The sequence below is a fragment of the Paenibacillus sp. J22R98 genome (assembly GCF_059383835.1).
The window spans coordinates 26705-47630 of sequence record NZ_JBXENW010000011.1; the positions used below are offsets into that span (position 1 = coordinate 26705).

The 20926-nt window shown below is 51.6% G+C and carries 17 protein-coding genes; 3 read left to right on the forward strand and 14 right to left on the reverse strand.

Features of this window, described 5'->3' with window-relative positions; all coding sequences use genetic code 11:
- Window positions 1–74: 74 nt before the first annotated feature.
- The 14 genes from AC50Y3_RS25435 to AC50Y3_RS25500 all read right to left on the reverse strand — a co-directional run bounded on the left by AC50Y3_RS25435 (window position 75) and on the right by AC50Y3_RS25500 (window position 16309).
- Window positions 75–1643: a response regulator transcription factor gene (locus AC50Y3_RS25435; RefSeq protein ID WP_494821521.1), complete on the reverse strand. Its 1569-nt coding sequence runs from the start codon at window positions 1641–1643 to the stop codon at window positions 75–77.
- A 4-nt stretch (window positions 1644–1647) separates the two neighbouring features.
- Entirely contained in the window at window positions 1648–3378 is a 1731-nt protein-coding gene (locus AC50Y3_RS25440; RefSeq protein ID WP_494821522.1) for a sensor histidine kinase, read from the reverse strand.
- 222 nt (window positions 3379–3600) lie between these two features.
- A complete protein-coding gene (locus AC50Y3_RS25445; RefSeq protein ID WP_494821523.1) occupies window positions 3601–4068 on the reverse strand; it encodes a RidA family protein in 468 nt (155 codons plus the stop codon).
- Window positions 4069–4082: 14 nt separating this feature from the next.
- Window positions 4083–4325, reverse strand: coding sequence for a hypothetical protein (locus AC50Y3_RS25450; RefSeq protein ID WP_494821524.1), 243 nt, complete (start codon window positions 4323–4325; stop codon window positions 4083–4085).
- Window positions 4326–4362: 37 nt separating this feature from the next.
- Window positions 4363–4986, reverse strand: coding sequence for a hypothetical protein (locus tag AC50Y3_RS25455; protein ID WP_494821525.1), 624 nt, complete (start codon window positions 4984–4986; stop codon window positions 4363–4365).
- Window positions 4983–5714 (reverse strand): class I SAM-dependent methyltransferase, encoded by a 732-nt coding sequence (locus tag AC50Y3_RS25460; RefSeq protein ID WP_494821526.1) that lies wholly within the window; start codon window positions 5712–5714, stop codon window positions 4983–4985. Before AC50Y3_RS25460 ends, AC50Y3_RS25455 begins: the two co-directional genes overlap by 4 nt.
- A 465-nt stretch (window positions 5715–6179) precedes the next feature.
- Window positions 6180–7049, reverse strand: a complete 870-nt coding sequence (locus tag AC50Y3_RS25465) for a phytanoyl-CoA dioxygenase family protein (protein WP_494821527.1) — start codon at window positions 7047–7049, stop codon at window positions 6180–6182.
- 113 nt (window positions 7050–7162) lie between these two features.
- Window positions 7163–7726, reverse strand: coding sequence for a hypothetical protein (locus AC50Y3_RS25470; RefSeq protein ID WP_494821528.1), 564 nt, complete (start codon window positions 7724–7726; stop codon window positions 7163–7165).
- Window positions 7727–7849: 123 nt separating this feature from the next.
- A complete protein-coding gene (locus AC50Y3_RS25475) occupies window positions 7850–9883 on the reverse strand; it encodes a type 2 periplasmic-binding domain-containing protein (protein WP_494821529.1) in 2034 nt (677 codons plus the stop codon).
- A gap of 121 nt (window positions 9884–10004) precedes the next feature.
- Entirely contained in the window at window positions 10005–10907 is a 903-nt protein-coding gene (locus AC50Y3_RS25480) for a carbohydrate ABC transporter permease (RefSeq protein WP_494821530.1), read from the reverse strand.
- Between the two features lie 14 nt (window positions 10908–10921).
- Window positions 10922–11887 (reverse strand): ABC transporter permease, encoded by a 966-nt coding sequence (locus AC50Y3_RS25485; protein ID WP_494821531.1) that lies wholly within the window; start codon window positions 11885–11887, stop codon window positions 10922–10924.
- A gap of 142 nt (window positions 11888–12029) precedes the next feature.
- Window positions 12030–13760, reverse strand: a complete 1731-nt coding sequence (locus tag AC50Y3_RS25490; protein WP_494821532.1) for a sensor histidine kinase — start codon at window positions 13758–13760, stop codon at window positions 12030–12032.
- A gap of 31 nt (window positions 13761–13791) precedes the next feature.
- Window positions 13792–15408, reverse strand: coding sequence for a response regulator transcription factor (locus AC50Y3_RS25495; protein WP_494821533.1), 1617 nt, complete (start codon window positions 15406–15408; stop codon window positions 13792–13794).
- Window positions 15409–15481: 73 nt separating this feature from the next.
- Window positions 15482–16309: a helix-turn-helix transcriptional regulator gene (locus AC50Y3_RS25500; protein ID WP_494821534.1), complete on the reverse strand. Its 828-nt coding sequence runs from the start codon at window positions 16307–16309 to the stop codon at window positions 15482–15484.
- 179 nt (window positions 16310–16488) lie between these two features.
- Between AC50Y3_RS25500 and AC50Y3_RS25505 the strand changes: the two genes are divergently transcribed.
- From AC50Y3_RS25505 to melA, 3 genes are all read left to right on the forward strand, one after another.
- Window positions 16489–17577 (forward strand): FG-GAP repeat domain-containing protein, encoded by a 1089-nt coding sequence (locus AC50Y3_RS25505; RefSeq protein WP_494821535.1) that lies wholly within the window; start codon window positions 16489–16491, stop codon window positions 17575–17577.
- A gap of 4 nt (window positions 17578–17581) precedes the next feature.
- Window positions 17582–18658, forward strand: a complete 1077-nt coding sequence (locus AC50Y3_RS25510; protein ID WP_494821536.1) for a Gfo/Idh/MocA family protein — start codon at window positions 17582–17584, stop codon at window positions 18656–18658.
- Window positions 18659–19424: 766 nt separating this feature from the next.
- Window positions 19425–20837, forward strand: a complete 1413-nt coding sequence (melA, locus tag AC50Y3_RS25515) for an alpha-galactosidase (RefSeq protein WP_494821537.1) — start codon at window positions 19425–19427, stop codon at window positions 20835–20837.
- Window positions 20838–20926 lie beyond the last annotated feature (89 nt).

Consider the following 20926-nt stretch of genomic DNA (forward strand, 5'->3'; position numbering starts at 1 on the left):
CAAGTTAATTGTAGCGCTTACATGATGCCCAGAGGATAGCTGCATTTTACCGTTTCTATGCTGGAATTGCTTTCTTATTCCTCCGTGACCCCTTGTCCGCCTCTAACATGAGCGCGGTAGGCACTCGGAGAGAGACCCACCTTCTTCTTGAACATGAAGCTAAAATGGGCCGTATCCTTGAAGCCGACCGCGTAGGCAACCTCATAGGTTTTGAGATCAACGCGAAGCAGCTTCGTCTTGGCCGCCTCAATCCGGTAATCCCACAGCATATCGGTAAAATTATGGCCGGTCTCCTTCTTGATCAGCCGGCTCAGATAGGAATAGTTGACGTTCAGCTTATTCGCAACCGCCTGCAGCGTCAGTTCCTCGGCGAAACGTTCGCGAATAATCTGCTTCACATCCGAAATTACTTTCAGCGGCGAATCCTGCAGCTCCTGCTGCATGAAAACTTGATAGGCAATGAGTTGACGTTCCAGTTCCTTCATGATGTCAGTCAGCAGCACGGCTTTAATCAGCTTCTCACGGATGTCGACGGACAAGCCATGCGAAGGCCGAATGCCGAGATCAGCCAGAGCCGCCTCTGCTTTCTCTATCAAATGAAGCGCGTAATGCTGCATGTCCTTCTTACTTGCGCCGACGGAGAGCATACTGCGATACGAATCCTTCAGCAGTGCGCGAATCCCCTCGGGATCGTTGCTGCGCAGCGCATCTGCAATTAAGCTAAGCGATGCGTCCGTTTCCTTCTCTTTCTCCGTCAGGAACGATTCCATCGCATCGTAGGCGATGACGGAGTTTTTGCCGAGCAGCATGCGGTATTCCATGCATTTCTTCACTTGGCGCAGCGCCTCCGGCAGCCGGCAGAAGGTCGAGAAGGTCTGGCTGATCCCGACAGACAGCGATATCGCGCGAGACCCGCTGACCGATGCGATTTCCTTGGCGAAGGTCATTAATTGCTCCCGGCTGACAATCAGGCCGGATTGCTGCTTTAGCGGGACGAACAAGTAAATCCCGCTCGCGGATGACGCGGTCCAGCCCTGCAGGCCGATGCCCCCGGCAGCCGTCTCAATTTGTCCGCGCAGATGTGCCGCCGCAAACGGAAAATGCTCGTTATCCGAGTCGCGCGGTGCATCAAGCTCTGCATACAACAGGATGAAATCACCGTCCTGCAGTCCATTGCCTTGCAGCCACTGCTGCTTATACGCCACTGAATGCTGTTCATCTGCCAGCAGCTCGAAGAACTGATCATGCTCACGCCAGCCGGCCAGCATCGGCTCATGTTCACGAAGCGATCCGACCGTGCGGATCAGCTCTTCCGGCAGGAAAGGCTTCGTCATGAAATCCGAAACGCCCAGCTTCACCGCTTGCCGTGCATAGTCGAACTCATGATAAGCCGTCAGAAAAATAATCGGCATATCCGCATATCGCCTGCGCACATGCTCCGCAAACGTAATGCCGTCCATAACAGGCATGCGAATATCGGTAATAATGACATCCGGAAGCGATGTGCACGCGTTCAATATGCCGAGTGCTTCTTCACCATTGGCCGCCGTCCAAGCGACCTCACAGCCAATCGATGCCCAACCTTCCATGCCAGCCAGAAATTCGCGAATCTCACGTTCATCATCCACAATCATAATCCGCATGTGCTCAGCCCTCCTCGTTATCTTGCAAGATCTGTATTGGCATTAGCACCCTCGCCATGGTAGTTCCATCAAGGTGGAGCAAGGTGATCCCGTAGGTATTCCCGTAATGAAGCCGCAGTCTGGCATTCGCATTATCAAGCCCGGTGCCCAATCCCTTCGGATGCTTCAACAGGGAGTCACCGCTGCTTGCCGCTGTCTCCAACAGTGCTCCGTTAACGAGCGAGCTGTTCTCAATCTCGATGACCAGCTCATATTGCTCTTCCTTCACGGTGATGGAGATCGAGCCTCCTTCGGGCAGCCTGTCGATGCCGTGAACGACAGCATTCTCCACCAGAGGTTGAAGAAGAAGCTTAGGGACGGCGATTTTGCGATACATATCAGGCAGGTCGATCGTATAGGCTAAGCGCTCCCCGTAGCGGTAACGGTGAATTTCGAGATATTTTCGCACGAACTCCATCTCGGTACCCAGCTCGACAAACTGATTGCCCGGTGTGATCGAGAATCGGAATATCCCGGATAAATGCTGCACCATCTGCGGGATATGCTTCGCTTTCTCCGGCGAATGGGACATGATGCTGATATATTCCATCGTGTTGTAGAGGAAATGGGGATTGATGTACATGCGAATGGCTTTAAGCTCTGCCTCGCGGACCAGCAGCTCGTTCTTATAGTTGGTTTCGATCAGATGGCTCGTCCGCTGCACCAAACTGTTGAAGCCGTTACAGAGCATCGCGATCTCATCCGTCGTGGTAATGCCGCTGATGAGCTGGTATTCCTCCCGCTCCGCGGCACGCATTAACCGCGTTAAACGCTGGATGGGGATCGTTATTCTACGCAGGATGACGTAGGTCACAATCGTAATGGCAAGCCATGCTGCAACCGTGACGCCGATCGAGAACAACGCTTGCTTCTGTACAAGCCCGCCGGTGCCGGGATTCGCGAGCAGCACATATTGAAACTCGGAGTAACGCGACTTCTGCTGAATGACCAGCTCACTTTGCAGCTTGCGGCTGTCGAGCAAGTGTCCGATTTGATTTTGCAGGGAGGCGGTCATGATCTGATTATCTGCATTCGTAATATAAAAGGTGCCTGGGGCGTAATCCATGAACAGCGACTGTACCTTGGCGGCATCGAGCGTAATGATCAAACGGCCGATCTCGGAATCGACTGAGGGGCGCTGCCCTTCGTCGAAGATTTTGACCACGCAGGCCATACGTTTATCGTCATTAAAGAACGCCCATTCCGGCATACGATCGAATTCGAACGGCATCTTCCAAAATGCTTCCGCGTAAAGCAGCCGCTTCTTGGCGTCTGTGCTGTACAGCACCTTGTTATTAATGCCAACCACGTACAAATCGCCGACAAAATCGCCGATCTTGAGCTTCGCCGTAGCCAGCTCGGATTGCAGCAGCTCAGAGACGGATGCGTTTAAGCTTGCGTTGACTTGGCCTTTCTTGACGTTGCGGAACATAGCTTGGAGGAGTACATTTTCGCTGATGGGGAGCATTTGGCTTTTTACGGCATATAGCACTTCGTCAAACTTCTCTGCGGAACCGGACAGTCCTTGCTGCGCTTCTTCGGTGGCTTTCTTCTCGATCAGATGACTGGAGCGAATGTAGAAGGTGGAGCCGACGATAATTAACGGAATTAAAGTAAGCAGCGAATAGATGATGAGCATCTTGTAAAACAACCTGGAGCGAATGGGATCCAGCAGGTGCGAGGTCAGCCATTTCATAGAGGAGTCTCCTATTCGGTTAGTAGCTGCTAGTGGGGTTTGCCTCTATTATGCTATAAACGATAGGATATTCAAGAGGGAAGGCGGCTGTCCTGAATAGAATGTTATTTTACAGGCAGCATCTCTGGATAAAATGGGAGAATCTAATAGGAATTGCTGCAAATAAAAAAGCCGAGAGCACGGAATTCGTCTCTCAGCTTATCAGCACTAATTGAGGTCTGCTCATGATGTTGCATCCACTTCAAATATCGAATCCACCACCACAGGCAGGTTATTCCTCAGCGAGACTGCCCCAAGCACGGATCTTGCGTGGTTCCCTTTGTTATCGCCGAACACTTCAAACAGCAAATCGGAATAGCCGTTCAGCACTTTGTGATGTTCTTCGAAATGGGGTCCTGCATTAACAAAACCTTGAATTTTCACTGCCCGCTTTACGCGATCGAGCGAGCCCAGCGTATCCTTTAACACAGCTAACACTTCTAGACCCGCCAGTCTGGCGAACCGATAGCCTTCCTCTGTCGTATAATCAATCCCAAGCTTCCCCCTCGGGTTCCCGGCCGGCCCTTTGCCTGACACAAACAGGAGACCGTTCACGATCATACAATTGGCATATTTGGCGGCGGGTTCACTCGCGCTTGGCAGCTCAATATTTAATGCCTTTAACCGCTCTTCAATCGATTGTTCAGCCATACGAATACCTCCACTTATTTTCTCGTTGGAAATCCAAAAGCCATCAGTACAAATCCGATTAACAAGAAGAACCAGACGAAGAAGTTGCCGAAAAACATGCCGACGCCGCCAAGATGATTCGCATACAAATCCAGATTTGCGCTGCTCGCGGTCGCCACTGCATAAGCAATCATCTTCACGCATCGCTCAATTGTGTAGATACCTGCGCCAACCATCATAAAGATTGCACCGAGCACCATATAGGTTTTATTTTCCATTCTACACCTTCCTTAAACGTGCTTGAACGTTTCGTGCTTAGATTTGATCCATCATGAGGCTCGCAAGCTCATCCCAATTCTTCTGATCTGTATTGACCTCTACGGTCGGCACCTTGGACAAAAGCGCATGAATGCGACACTGCTCTTGCGTTTCCAGCAGCTCTTGGCATGCTTGTCTCACTTCGGCCTCGGACTTATGGACCCACTCCAATGGAACTCTGCTCTTGATCCGTTCCTCCGTCACCTCCGGAGAAATCGTGAGCAGCACGCACTTCGCCCCCAGCGCTGCCAAATCCTCTTCAAGTCTCGAAATCTCAGTCGTATCTTCCTCTGCAAAAGCAACCCGGTGATTCAAGTGGAACCGCTCCAGCACATAAAATAGCCCTCTCGACTTCCGAGCATGCGGCCCCAGATAGACGGCCCATTCATTTAACTGCTTTAACATGTCGACTCTGCTTCGTAACAGCTGCAGATGATCCTCTCGCGACAGCCGCTCTAACGAGCCTTGGACGTTGTTCAGAACCTGTGAATAATGCTCACTGAGGACGATGGCGCTGTTTTCTGCCGTTTCATCCTGCGCCTGAAGTTTCTTGATTGCCCGCAGCAGTGAGGTTTTGCCAGCATTCGAGTAGCCTTCCAAAATAATACCTCTTATGTTCAATGTAATTCTTCCTCCGGGAGTTGGATTCGTTGCTGGGCGGCAAACGTCAGCCAATTTCCTCTAAATTCGATGGCCCGTCCATTCTTCTTCTCGGAGATGCTCTGGGGGATGTAGCTTTCGATGCGTATATCCCAATCCCGGTAGAGTTCTCTCAAGAGATGGATTGTTTCTTCCGTCTTCATAGGTAACTCTATTACTCCGGGGCTTTGCGAGCCCAGCTCGATATCGTATTCCACCACTTCCGTGTTGATCAAGATGCAATTGATCCCCTGAGCTTTCGTTCCACGGATCATACGCCGGACGACAGCTTGAAAGGCATCGCGATCCGAAACATGCTCCAGGCAAGAGCAGGCGACAATGTAGTTGTAAGCATGCTGTGCGATCTCATAATGCTCGACATCCGCTACCACTGTCTGAATAGCGCTTTGCACCTCATATTGAACGGCATACTGCTCCAGCTTCGCGGTGGCAATAGGGAGCAAATCGACGCAAACGACCAAACCTCCTGCCGGTTGAACGGCCCGCGCAATCGGAATACTGTTTCGCCCCACTCCGCAGCCCAAATCAAGAACATGGATCGGCTCGGCTTGGCTGAACTCCTGCAGCAAATTCATGACGGTTGCAACCGGCTTAGCAAGCCAAGTTCCGGGCGCAAATAGCTCCGTCTCGCGATAAAACGCTTCGTGGTACTTCGTTTCCTGCTCCCTGGCCTCAGCAAAATGGTTCATATTGTCGCACCTGCTTTCTACTTGTTACTTATTTCGCAAACCAACAACATTTTCCTTTATATGCTGAAATTTATAGCTTTGCGGCCGTGCTGGCTCGAGATGGATGTCGGCATTTGCTCTAACGAACCGTACAGGCCTTATTTGCGGTAAAATGGCGCTGGGAAAAATTTAACGAACCACAGAGGCCTTATTTGGTGTTTTAGGGGGAGATTGGAGCCAATTTTACTAGAATAAGACCTCTACGGTTCGTTAGAATCTGAAACCTCTGAAATTGGCCCAAATAAGACCTGTGTGGTTCGTTAGCGTACCTGTTGCTAGTTGCAACGCGCCGATGTCGGCCTTCAGCGGCCGCGCGCTCAATTAAGCTGCATCCATTGAAGCTCCAGCTAAAAAAAAGGCAAGCCACAACAAGTGGCTTGCCTTTTCTTGCCTTTCAAGCATCTATGTGCTTACGCGAGTTCCCGTCTAGCCTTCATGTTCCGGCCGTTCGGCCAGCCAGTCCTCCAGCGTCGCAACGCGCTCCGGAAACTTGCTGCTTCTGGCGAGGAACCCTGCGCCGTGCTGGGGCATTGGATCTTGATCCGTCGGCTGATAGCGCAGGTCCACGCTCCAGCGGACATGATCGGAATTGTTCGGCGTCGACATATGGAGCAGCCGATCGTTGAACAAGATCGCGGTGCCGGCCTTCACCGGCAGCGCGATGGTTTTGCGAGAACCGAGCTGATTCTCGTGCAGCGCGGTGTAGCCTGTGCCGCTGTAGCTTTCCGCATGCCATTCCAGCAGCTTCGTGTTCTGGGTGCGCGGCTTAATATGGAGACAGCCGTTCTCCAGTGTGGCATCTACGAACGAAATCCATACGGTAATGACGGGATTCGCATTGGAATCCGGCCAGTAGGATTTGTCTTGATGCCAAGGCACTGCGCCCGCTGCTACACGAGGCACTTTAGGCCGCACATTATAGACGGGGCTTGCGAAGATTTCTTCCCCGATCAGCGACTCTACCGCATCGATGATTTTCGGATTGCTCAAGAGATGGTAATACCCCTCAAGCCGGTCTCTCCATCCGCGTCCAAACTTGAGAAAGTCCTTATCCGTTAGTCCGTCAAACAGCTTCGCGAGCCGGTATTGAAAGGGTTCATGCTCCAATTTGTCCGTAATCAGCCCGTTCGCAACCAAATCATCGGCAATAATAGATACCTTATCAGACATCGCCTGCCGCGGCGCCGCCATATCTTCTTCGTCCAATAAGTCCTCCAAAATCAGATAACCGTCCCGATTGTACTGCTCCAGCTGCAAGTTGGATAAACTTCCACGCGTTGCACGGTGAATGGCCATTCCGATACCCCCGTAACCTGTAGTGCTTACATGTTAAATGTATCATCACAGCCTGAGAATGTATTTATTTTCCTTTCCACGAATTTGTCAAAACTTCCACTAAATCAGTCTGTTCACTTCACTGTTATCGTCGTATAGACCTCACCATTGTAATGACTGTCCACGACTTCCTGAGTAAGCGAGAACATGCAAACTGCTGAGATATAGTAGGTGCCCGGAGGAAGCCGAAGCTCTTTCTCAGCATAGAAAGCCCGCCAGAAGTCGGCATCGGGATCATCCGCACCGTAGCCGCCGCTTTTGAAGAATGGATATTCTGTCGTTTTGCCTTTCGCGAGCTTAGTCGCTACTAATTCAGTCGTGTTGGCGCCTTCCATATTGAACTTCTTCCCATCCGTAATGGTGAAACCGATATAAGTGTGGCCGCCCCAAATGGTTATGGCATCTCCGTCGCCAATGTAGGTCAAGCTGGCCGAATAGACGATCGGCTCATCCTTGGCATAGGTTGTTTTGGCGATATTCAGCTTCATCTCGAACAGATCATCCTTGTACTGCAGCCGCGGTGCGGATATCTTCTTCTGTAGGGCTGGGTCAATGGCAGCCTCCTTGGAATTCTTGCTTCCGGAGCTGCCACAAGCTGATACTATCAAAATCAGCATAATCATAAGCATCGATTTCATAACGTCCTCCTACTGGTCCGTCTTCTTACTCCTCAGACGATTACTTCCAGGAAAAGGTTACTTCCCCGCATTAGAAAAGACAAAAGACCGGCGCTCTCCCGCCGGTCTTTCACCACCTGCATGTTACTTAATCGTATCCAAGATATCTTTGTTTTGCTCATTGAAGTATTTGGTCATGGCCTCCAGTGATTTGGCGTCCGCCCCTTGTTGAACGGCAAGCGCTTGGAAGTCCTTCCACATCGACTCGAATTGCGCGTCGTCCTTGGCCGCCATCGTCTTCGTCAATGCTTTCTCGAAGGCGTCGCGGTTTTTCCAGAAGGCATCCGCTTCGGGAACGCTGCCGAAGAAGCTCCAAATTTCGTAGTCTTTGTTCACCTTCGTCTCGAAATTCGATTGTGCTTGACCTTCCAGATTACCCGGGTCAAAGAAGCCCAGAGCGTCACCTGCGTTTAAGACTCGGTCATAGTTGTTGTACGGAGCCAAAGGTCCTGCTCCCCACATATAACTTGGATAATACGGCCATGCAAAACCGTAACCGTCCGTCGAGGCAATGCGCGTATTGAATAGATTATAGGACATTTGAGCTCCGCTGGTTTGATCCGTGTACACCATTGCGTTTTCTAGGTTTTTGTCCTTGAATACGCGTTTGCCGTCCTTCTCTTCGAACAGGCCAGCGCTCTTAGGACCCCACTCGTACATTTTCTCGCCCGTTTCGGAAATCATGTAGTCCAGGAATCGGATGACTTGCGGCAAATCCTCTTCGGAAACTTTGTCTTTGAAAATCATGATCGAGAAGTTGACCCCATTTTGGCCGCTCGGAATGAACGTTTTGGAGAGATCAATCGGCTGGTCGATCCACAATTTTCTATAGCGGTACGGTTTGCCAGCAGCCTTCAATACGGCGGCATCCGGCGATTCGTATGGATAAGGCATTGCATATTGACCGTTGTTCAGCTTCTCGAGATGGGTAGCATTGTTCTCGAGGAGTGAGTTTGGATCCATGACTTTGTCGCGGACAAGCTTGTTGAATTGCGCGATGCCGGCTTTGAACCAGTCTTGTTGGAATTCGTACTGAATGCTCTTCGTTGCTTTGTCATAGTAAGTAAAATAGGTATTGCCTGCAGGCATGCGGTATAAGTAACTGAAGAATTGCGTCATCAAGGCCCAGTTGTCTCCGCCGCCGAAGGCGTAGCTGACTTGAACCGGTTTGCCGTTTTCCTTAATGTTCTTGTCTTTGATCAGCTTCTGCATATCGTACATAAATTTCACCAAATCATCGGTCGACTTAATGGGCACATCGAAAATATCGTCATGCGTAAACTTGCCGTTTTTGACGTACAACGCGTCCAATTCATCCTGCGTTTTGGCATTTGGATAAAGCATCTTCAGAAGGTCGTCGCGCACCCAGACAAAGCTGTTGCCTCCCGCTCCGTTAAGCGGACTCGGAGGAACAAAGTCAGGGTTCAGTTGCTTGATTGAGCCGTCAGGATTGCCGACCATCGTTGGGAATCCCCAGATTTTGTTGCCGTCCAGATGTTTGCTAGTAATTTGTTCTTCAATTAGAGGGAAAGTATCAAAAGGCATCCTCTTGGCCACGTGCGGTGCGTACTTGGCGATCGCGTCGGTCAGATCATACACTTTACCCGCTTTGATCAGGTCTTGGAAAGTCGCCATGTCGCCATCGACAAAGGCAATATCCGGCCAGTCATTGGAAGCATTAAGCAAGCCCATTTTGACTTTCGCGTCTTGGCCGCCGTTATCGAACGAGCCGTCTTTATCGAACGAAACGCCGGTTACGCGTTTGATTTCCGGAGAGACGACATCTTTGTCCGCGACCGGACGTTTGGCGTCACCGGGACCATGCGTATACCAAACTTTCAAATTCAATTGTTTGCCCGTCCAGTCCGGCAGCTCCGAGCTGTCGGATACGGTATCGAGCATGTCGTAATAGGCAGCCGGCTCCGCTGTCGTGTTCGTCGAGTCGGTTTCCGTCGCTGTCTCCGTACTCGTGTTCGTATCGGTGCTGGTGTTCGCTGCCGGTTCATTTTTGGTATTCGTGTTATTGGTATTGCTATTATTGGAGCATCCTGCGATCAAGGCTATGATCATGATCGCAGATAGAAGCACGGAAAGCGATTTTCTCGTTCTATTTTTCATCGTTTAGCCTCCTGATTTTATCGTTATCGGTTTGGCATCCTGCATGAAATGTGAGAATCGGTTGACCTGCTCACGTCTTTGACGTTCCTGCCCCACCTCCTGAAAGTTAGTAAGGTGCGCCTTACTCTTTGACGGCCCCAAGCGTGACTCCTTTTACGAAAAAGCGCTGTAGAAACGGATAGATGATGACGATCGGAATCGTCGTGATAATAATATTGGCCGCCCGGATCGCTTGCGGCGTCGTATGGGCTTGACCAGTAGAATTGATGTTGATCCCCTTGATGATAGCCTCTTCCAGCAGCTTCGCCACGCGTTCTCCTTCTTTCAATATTTGCATGAGGATATATTGCATCGTGAACAGCTTGCGGTCGGTGACGTAATAGAGCGTCGTTGTCCAGTCGTTCCAGTGGTAGACCGCTGTCCACAGCGTCATGACGGCAATGATCGGCATCGACAGCGGCATATAGACGCGAGTCATGATCGTCCAGTCGTTCGCTCCGTCGATCCGAGCCGACTCTCCTAAACTATCGGGAATGGTGTACAGGTACGAACGGATGATGACCATGTTGTAGAGGCTGAAGCCTACCGGGAGGATATACACCCAGAATGTGTTGGACACGTGCAGCTCCGAGTAGATCAGGTAAGTCGGAATCAAGCCGCCGTTGAAGTACATCGGAATAATCAAGAAGACGAGAAGGACACCTCTGCCGAAAACATCTTTCAATGTAAAAGCGTAAGCGCAGGCATATTGCACGATAACTGCGATTGCCGTGCCCGCCGCTACCCGTGCAAGCGAAACCCCAAGCGCGTGGATGACCTCGTCATTCTCGAACAGGAGCTTGAAGTTATCCAACGTGAATACGCGCGGGAATATCGTGATACCGCCGAATTGAGAATCCATGGGATCGTTGAACGCGAAAGCCAGAACGTTCAAATAAGGGAACACCATCGCGAATACCAGCACCGACAGGAATGCGATATTCACGACCTTGAATATTTTGTAGGGCGTTGACTCATGGTTCATATGCGCCTGCTCCTTTAGAAAATCGAGATCTGGGACACCTTTTTGGCGATTTTGTTTGTCGCGATGATGAGGGAGAATGCAACCACGCCTTCGATAAAGCCAACCGCAGCGGCCGTTGAATAGTTGCCTTGCTGGATCCCCGATGAATAGACGACTGTAGAGATGACGGGGAAGTCAATGAAGGCGTTCTGCATCCCGTACACAAGCTCGAAGTTGCTTCCGAACAACGATCCAAGCGTGAAGATGAGCATGATGATCGCCGTCGTTTTGAGGCCCGGCAACGTAATGTAACGATGCTGTTGAAACCGGTTGGCTCCGTCAATCTTGGCTGCCTCGTACAAGCTCGGATCGATGGAGGTAATGGCGGCCAGAAAAACGATCGTCCCCCAGCCAACTTCTTTCCACACGCTGAGCAGAAGCAGCATCGGAACGAATAACACCTGATGAGACAAGAACATCGATCGCTCGCCACCATCGCCGATGAGCATCATTTTCAAATCGTTAATCGGCCCATCGATATCCAGAAGCGAATACGTCAAGCCGACGACCGCGATCCAGGACAGAAAGTGTGGCAGATAACTTAGCGTTTGCACCGATCGTTTGAACAACCCGTTACGAAGCTCGTTCATCAGAAGCGCGAGAATAATCGGGGCCGGGAAACTAACGATAATCGTAAGTATGCTGAGAATGAGCGTGTTGAGTATCGCCTGCCTAAGCATCGGGACGTGAAACACCTCTTTAATGTGCTTCAATCCGACCCAAGGGCTGTTCCACAATCCGGCGAAAATATTGTGATCCTGAAAAGCAACCAGGATACCGGGCATTGGCAGGTAACTGAAGATGAACGTCAGGACGACGGAAGGAAGCATTAATAAATAAGCAAAATAGCTCTTCTTCATTTTTCGCTTCCAGTTTGGTTTCTTGGATGTCATAACAGGTGGTGCAGCGATGTTTCCTTCCCTGGTTGTAACCGCCTTCACTTTAACTCACCCTCCTAAACGCAATTGAATGACTTGGATTTAGCATACCGATTGAAAGCGCTTAATTAAAGCTAATATACGGAAATGTGATGTAAGAATCAGGAGAATGTGATGCAAAAAAACCTGCGCGGTACGCGCAGGTTTAACGGGCTATTTCTAGTGCAGGTTCCTCCCCGATGCCGACAGCAGCAGGAATTCGTATGATGACGGTCGTTCCATTCCCCGGCGCGCTGCGGATTTCCAGCTTGTGCAGCTTCGGATAGAAAATCTCCAGCCGCTTCCTAACGTTCTTCATCCCATACCCTCCGTACAGCCCGTTAGCTTCGCCTTCGAGCAGCTGCTCGATCTGGCCCGGCTCCATCCCTGCTCCGTTATCGGAGATGGCAAAGACGATGTCGTCCCCCTCTTGCTGCGCTGATATGCGAACGATACCGCCCGTCTCTCTTCCGATTAATCCATGCAAGACGGCATTCTCCACGACTGGCTGCAGCAGATGCTTGAGAACCGGCCGATAACCAATTCCCTCATCATATGCAATGTCATAGTGGAATTCGGTACCGAATGCGAACTTCTGAAGCCGCAGATACTGTTCGATCATCTCCAGTTCCTGCACAATCGTCACGATACTGCTGCCTTTGTTCAACGCGATCCGGTAATATTTGACCATCGAGTTGATGACGTCCTTCACCTGCTTGTCCCCGCTGATCGAACGAATCGTGGATAGCGTGTTGTAGAGGAAATGAGGATTAAATCGCTCCTGAAGCAGCTGCGTCTCTAACATCTTCCGTTCAAGCTCGTAATCGGTGATGCGTTTGTAATATTCTTTGACCCTCTGGATCAGTTCAAAATAAGAATTGCCCATTCTCTCAAATTCGTCATGCGTGGTATAAGTCAGTACCGTATCCTCGTCGTTAATGAGACTTTCCACGTTTTTGTTCATTTTGCGAAGCAGCGTTTCGAGCCGCTTGGTCAAATAATAAGAGACGACCTCGACTGTAAAGATGAGAATCCCGATAATAATGAGAAAAATAACGCCCACAGCAACCCAGTACCATTTCAGCTCTTGAAACACGAGACTCTTCGGGATGTACCAGGAAATATGGCCGACCGGCGTGTGCAATGGCAGGCTAAGTACGTAGAAGGAAGAATCCGGATTTCGATTCGCATCCGCCTTCAGCTGATAATCGCCATACGACCCGATTCCTTCGAAATTGATATAACTCCCTTTGGGAATATCATAGGAGAAGAAGTTGATCAGCTGGCTCAGCTGGATGCGCATTTCGATAATGGCGAGCGGCTTATTGAGCGAAATCAATTTTTTATAGGCATAGATGTAATCGGCCTCAATGGTAGAGTGGGCATTCAGCTTCGCTTTTTTAATTTCCCAGACGAGTTCTCCATCGTTAGCGTTTAAGATCTTGTCCTTGAGCGTTGTTGTGGCATTGACTTGCTCACTCTCCAAATTGGCGATGCTCCGCATATACTCCCCGTCGTAATTCGTGTCCTTCAGCGCATAGATGACCATCTCCGACTGGATATTCTCCGTTTTGGCTGCCTTCATCACGCTTTGCAGGTAATCACTGAAATCCATGATACGGACAAGGTTATGATCGATATTCGTCTCTAAATAATTGATAATAAAGTAATTGCTGTTGATGAATTCGACTTTATTGATGTTGGAGTCAAGCAGGGCATTCACGCTGTTTACGCTGGTCTCAAGCTGGGAGCTTTTCTCGGCCAAAATATCCTTTACCTTGCTGCTGTAAATCCGGCTTGTCAGGAAAGAACCAAGCACGAGCATCGGCAGCAGCGCAAAGACGAATATAATCGCCGCCACTTTATGCCGATACCTTAACCGATTCAGTTTGAACATGGTTTCGCCCCCGATCTCACGGTCATGAGCCTTACAGCGCGGCCTTGCTTTTGAATTCAGCAGGTGTCATGCCTACGTTTTTCTTGAACGCAAGAATGAAATAGGACGTACTCACATAACCGACAGCTTCCGCCACTGCGGCTACTTTGCTGCCTTCTTCCTTGAGCAGCTGCTTCGCCTTATCCGTTCGGAATTGGACCAGATAATCGAAGATGGTTTGTCCGGTTTCTTTCTTAAACAATCCGTTCGCGTGACGCCCGCTCAAATAAACGGATTTCGAAATTTCCTCGATGGAGATTTGCTCGCGATAGTTATCATGAATCATTTGTTTAATTGCCGCGATGATTTTCACATTCTTGGAGCTGTTCCGGTCGGTTACCCGCTCCTTAATCACCTCGAACGATTGCCTAATCCACTGCACAACCTCTTCTTTCGTGCTCATCCGGTTCAATTTATCCCACACGGCCATGTTGTCGCCGAAAATATCCTTCATCGATTGGTTCGCTTCCATGAACAGGATACCCGACAGATGGGAGCATAGCAGCGCGAAGCCTTTCACGTAATTCTCGCCTTGCCTCACGTTCACGACGTTCAAGTATTTATCAATAAATTCTTCCACGTCTTGGCCATTTCCGAAAGACATAAGTGCTTTCATATCCTGATAGACTTCCACCAAGCTTGGCATGTCCTCCACGGGAATGTCGGAACGGTCGTCAATCTCCTCGAAACGAATGATGGGATTGCTCCCGCTGTAAAAGCGCGTATTGACCGCTTGCTGGGATTGCATATATAAGCGATCAAGCTCCGTCAGCTCGCGGGAGCTCGTGCTGATACCCATTGTCGTATGGATGCCCAGCTCCCCGTTGATTGCCGTATGTAGCTGAACTGCAGTGTCGATGACATCTTGACTGCCCCTATCTAGGTCGAAGACGATGACGGCGTATTCATCCGCCGAAATTTGAACGGGGTACATGGCTCTTGAGGCGTTTCCTGCTTTGGAGATTAGATTCTTGATGGAGTAGGAAAGAAAGTAGGCATCCCTGGCGCTTCGGTGCTCCCGCTTTGGATCCGCGGCCAAGGAATTAATAGAGATGACGCTCATATTCGCGTGATCGACGATCGGAAGTGCGAGGAATTCAATCTTGTCCAAAATATCTTCTTTATTGCGGAAGTTACCCAGAAGCACTTCCTTCAGAAATTGCTCCTGCACGAGCGGAAGCATCCCTTCCAGCTGTTTCAGCATGCGCTCCTTCTCAATCTGCTCGCGGTGCTGCTGCGTAAACTCGGCAAGCAGCTTGTGAATCGCCTGCTCTAATTCGTCCGGCATAATGGGCTTCAGCACATAACCGTAAATCCCAAGCTCGACGGCAGATTTGGCAAACTCAAAATCGCTGTGTGAGCTGACGAAGATGATTTTGACGTTCGGATGCGATTGCCTAATCCGGGCGGACAGCTCGACTCCGTTCATTAATGGCATTGCAATATCCGTTATTACAATGTGAGGTCTGAGGTCCTCCATACGGGAGAGCGCTTCCAATCCATTCGCGAATAGGCCGACGACTTCTATGCCAAGCGACGTCCATTCGATCAATTCTTTGATCGTATTCCGTTCATATTTGTTGTCATCCACGATGAATAATCTGAACATCACATTCACGTCCTTATTCCCGGATGCACTGCTACCTCCATTATTTCAATAAAAGGGAACGGAACACAATAGCCTATTCGGTATCCCGATACTTTCGCGGCGTGACGCCGTTCACTTTCATAAACACATTATAGAAGGACGGCTCGCTCTGATAACCGACGATCTCGGCAATTTCCTTAACCTGAAGGTTGGTGGTGCGCAAATATCGCTTAGCTGCCTCCATCCGGCAGTAGATCAGAAACTGAATCGGGCTAACGCCTATCTCGTCCTTGAACAGGTGAGCGAGATGGTATTTGTTCAAATAGGTTTCCTCGGCCAGCGACTCCAGCGTAAGCGGAGCGCTGTAGTTCTCCTCGATCATCCGCTTTGCCTTCCAAACCGCTTCCTTCGAGGGCACTCGCGCTCGGTCCGCCGCATCGCTGTAGTGAGCAATCCGCGCCAGCTTAGCGAACAGGATGGCAAGGTAATGATTCGTAATGGTTTGCGATTCCGGCTCCCCCTTGCGAAACTCGGAGATACAATCGCGCATCAGATTGCGGATGGCCGGCAGTTGATCATGCAGAGGAATGACTGGCGCCGCTTCCGGCGGGAGAAAGAAATCCGGCGGAAGCTCCTCGACCAGCAGCTCTCTAAATCCGATATAGGTAGCGCGAAAAGGATGCTTCGTCGACTGCTCCTTATGCCACACGCCCCGATGGTAGACAAGCATCGTTCCCGCTCCGGCTGTGTAGCTCCTCCCGTCAATCTCAAACTCGCCTTCGCCTTCCTCGATCAGCAGTATTTCACTGTTCGCATCGTGCTTGTGCAGCTCCAGCAGGAACCGATCCGGATCTCCGCTTAGGTCAAACGAGCTGCCTCCCAGAAACAGCGGCGGCCTGCGAAATATTGTCGAATCCCCCATATTAGCGTCCCCCTAACCCGGCGCAAGAATGAATAGCTTTTCGCCCAAGTTCACTTATTGTCTCTCCGGCACAGATGACATAATCTTAGTATAGATAACGCTTGCATTTTTATTTTCAGCATAATCCAGAAGACCGGTTTCGTACAACATTAAATAGTTTACTAAGGAGCGTGCGTGCTTTGCTTCAATTCAAGAAGAGACAGCTGTCCGAGGAGAAATACGAGGCTTGTGCTGTGTTTGATGTGAACGGAGATGGCATTGCCGATATCGTCAGCGGCGCCTACTGGTACGAAGGGCCGGACTATGAGAAGAAGCATTTCATTTGCGATGTGCTGGAGATTTCGGAGTATCACGATGATTTCTCCGATTATCCGATGGATGTGGACGGCGATGGGCGGCTCGATATCATTACCGGTGCTTGGTGGGGCGAGACGCTTCGTTGGCGCCGCAACCCCGGTGAGACCGGCACAGCCTGGGAAACGTTCGATATCGACAAATGCGGCAGCATTGAGACGATTCGTTATTACGATATCGACGGCTGCGGGGTGCCGGAGATCTTCCCGAATACGCCGGGGATGCCGCAGGCGTTCTACAAGCTGGTTCGCGATGCGGACGGCCATGGAACGGGACAGTTTCAGAAGGTGGTTATCAGCGAAGGGGCAAGCGGCCATGGCATGGGGTTTGTCGATGTGAACGGCGACGGCCGCATGGATATTGTGCTGTCCGGGGGCTGGCTGGAGCAGCCGGAGGATCCTTTTGCCGGACTGTGGGCGTTCCACCCTGAGTTCTCGCTGGGCAGCGCAAGCGTGCCGGTTCTCGGCCATGACGTGAATGGCGACGGACTGATCGATCTGATCGTCGGCCAAGCGCATGATTACGGGCTGCATTGGTATGAGCAAGGCCGCGCCGAGGACGGGTCCCGAACATGGACGAAGCATGAAATCGACATGTCGGGCTCCCAGTTCCATGACCTGTGGCTCGTAGATCTGGATCTCGACGGCGAGCTGGAGCTCATATCGGGCAAACGCTATCGCGCTCATAATGACGGCGATCCGGGGGCGCATGATCCGATTGGCATCTACTATTACAAGCTGGACGGCGGCAAGTTCAAGAAGCATGTCATCGACTTTGGCCCTGCGGGCGAGGCTTCCGGAGCCGGCATCTACTTCTGGGTGCAGGATCTGACCGGCAACGGGTATCCCGACATCGTCGCTCCAGGCAAGGACGGCTTATATCTATTCGAAAACCATGGAAAAAGAGAGGGATAATCGAATGAGCAAATTACGTATCGGATTTGTCGGCGGCGGCGGCATGGGGCAGATGGCACATCTTAGCAATTACGCGGTATTGCGAGACCAGTGCGAGGTTGTAGCGCTGGCTGAAGTGCGGCCGCAATCTGCGCGATTGGTAGCGGATCGCTATGGGATTCCGGAAGTGTATGCGAGTCATCACGAGCTGCTCGCCCAGGCGAAGGTTGACGCCATCGTGGCGCCGCAGCAGTATCGCCATCACCCTGCACTTATTCCCGATATATTGCGAGCGGGCATTCCCGTCTTCACCGAGAAGCCGCTTTGTTTAACCGTTGAAGCCGGCCGGGAGCTGGTGCGCATCAGTGAAGAAACCGGTACGCTCCATATGGTGGGCTACCATAAACGCTCCGATCCTGCGATGGAACGCGCCAAGAAGGAAGTCGATGCATGGCGAGCAAGCGGCGACTACGGCAAACTGCGCAGCATCCGCGTTTCGATGCCGCCGGGTGATTGGATTGCCGGGGCCGACATGCCGCTGAGTGCCGGCGAGCCGTATCCTTCGCTTGTACTGGAGCAGGGTCCGGCGGATTATACGGATCAGCAGACGCGGGATCTGGATGCATTCGTCAACTACTATATTCACCAAGTCAATGCGATCCGCTTCTTCTTGGGCGAGAACTACAAGCTGACCTTCGGCGATCGCGCCGGCGTACTGCTCGTCGGCGAGAGCGAGAGCGGCGTAACCGTCTCGCTTGAGATGGCGGCTTACCAGACGTCGATCGAGTGGCATGAACAGGTTATCGCGACGTTCGAGCAAGGCTTCGTCCGCGTCGATCTGCCTGCTCCGCTCGTTCGTCAGCAGGCGGGCAAAGTGACGATCTACAAGGACAATCCGCAGCTTAGCTCGCCGGAAATCGTGCAGCCGATCATGCCGAACGTCTCGGCGATGCGCAATCAGGCGCTGAACTTCCTCGCCGCGGTGCGCGGCGATCGTCCTGCGCCATGCACCTCCAAGGAGGCGCTCGAGGATCTCATCCTCGCCCGCTCCTATATTGATTTCATGTCGCGCACGTACGGGCAGCAGCCCGCGAATACGTAGGGATGGCGCGGCGCGGAGCTGGCGGCACGAAGCCGGCGCTGGCGGCGCGGAGCTTGGCGCTGGCGGCGAAGAGCTGGCACTGGCGGTGCTGAGCTTTGCGCTGGTAGTACGGAGCTAGCGCTGGCGGCACGAAGCCGGCGCTGGCGGCGCGGCTGGCGAAACGGAGCGTTGCGGTCTTAAGCGCAACGCTTCTGCTTAAGAAGCGGCACCGTACTCTAACGGGACAGCGGCTTTGCCGATAGAGCAAAGAGCACCGCCCGTTTCCCTTCGCGAAATTCTAACGAACTCCACAGGCCTTATTTGGGCCAAATGAACGCCTTAAAATTTCTAACGAATCATAGAGACGCTATTTCCTCCTAAAGTGTGCATTTTGCTCGAAATTTGACCAAATAAGACCCCTACAGTTCGTTAGATTATTTTCGCAGCCTATTTTGCCGAAATAAGACCTGTAGGGTTCGTTAGAATTTTCGGAGGTTTGGGAAGAGGTCTTGCAGAGGTGTGTTGATTCGTTGGGTTGATGTGTTGGGTTGATGAGCAAGGTTTGAGGTTTGTGTGCTGGTTGTGCGTGCTGTTTGCAAGTGCTGGTTGTGCAGGGCTGGTTGTGAGTACTGGTTTGCGCGTGCTGGTTGTGCGGTGCTGGGTTGTGCATGCTGGTTGAACGTGCTGGTTGTGCGGTACTGGGTTGCGCATGCTGGTTGCACGTGCTGGTTGTGCATATCCGGTTGAAGTGGGCGTAGCCCCGAAAAAATGTTAAGGAGCTGATACCATGAGAAGAATCGCGATCATTGGTGCAGGCAGTATTGTGTTCTGCAAGACGCTGATGCTGGATATTATGGCGACGAAGGTGCTGGAAGAGACGGAGTTTGTGCTCATGGCACCGTCTACGAGCAAGACGACGCAGGTGAAAGCTTTTGCCGATAAAGTGATTGCTCACAATGGGTTGAAGTCCAAGGTTACGATTACGACGGATCGCCGGGAAGCGCTGCGCGGCGCTGACTATGTCATTACGTCCTTCCAGGTCGGCGGCGTCGATCTGTTCGAGAAGGATTACAAAATCCCGCTCTCCTACGGCGTTGACCAATGTATCGGCGATACGCTCGGACCCGGCGGCGTCTTCCGCGCGCTGCGCAGTATTCCCGTTATTCTCGACGTTGCCCGCGACATGGAAGAGCTGTGTCCGAATGCGACGCTGCTGAACTACGTTAATCCGATGGCCATGATTTGCTGGGCGCTTGGCGAGACGAAGATTAAGTATGTCGGGCTTTGCCACGGCGTGCAGACCACACTGGATCTGATCTCCGGCTATGTCGGCGTACCGAAGCAAGAAATCGACTACGTGTCTGCGGGTATCAACCATATGGGCTGGTTTACGAAGCTTACACACAAAGGCGAAGACCTGTACCCTCGTCTGCGCGAGAAATTCGAAGAGCCGGAATTCTACGTCAATGAGAAAGTGCGCGGCGAGGTATTCCGTCACTTCGGTTATTTCATGACCGAATCGACCGGTCATCTCTCCGAATATGTCCCTTGGTTCCGCTCCAGCCAAGAAGCGCTTGATCTCTACTGCGACGAGCCATCCTTCGGCGGCGAAAGCGGCGCTTACTACACATGGTGTACGTATGTTGCGGACAAATACCGCGAGAAAGATGTCCTTGCCGACGAGCCGGTTGACCTTCCACCGCGCAGTGTAGAGTATTGCGCTTATATCATCGAAGCGCTGGAAACAGGCAACACCTTCAAGTTCAGCGGCAATCTGCGTAATAACGGCATGATTTCCAATCTGCCCGAAGATTGCTGCGCCGAAGGCCTTGTTTTCGCAGACCGCAACGGCCTGCATCGCACGGTCAATGGTGATCTGCCGCCGCAATGCGCCGCTCTGAACATGACCAATATCAACGTGCAGCGCCTAACCGTACTTGCCGCGAAGACCGGCGACCCGGAAACGGTCGTGCAAGCCGTTGCGCTTGATCCGCTCACATCCTCGGTCCTCACGCTGAAACAAATTCGCGAGATGGTGACCGAGATGATGATTGCGCAGCAGCAGTACCTGCCGCAATTCGAGGGCCGACTGCCTCGTCCGACGCCAACGATCAACATCCCGGCGAATGTACAGCGGGCTGATGTGCCGATCGATCCGGCGCTCGCGGTCTACTCCCGATTCGGGGAGCTAGCGAAGTAATAGAAGGCAAGTTTCTCATGATGGAGGTCAGCACACCTACGCCTCTAACCGAGAGTCTGCCTGCCGCCTCCTCCCCTATCAACCATTCA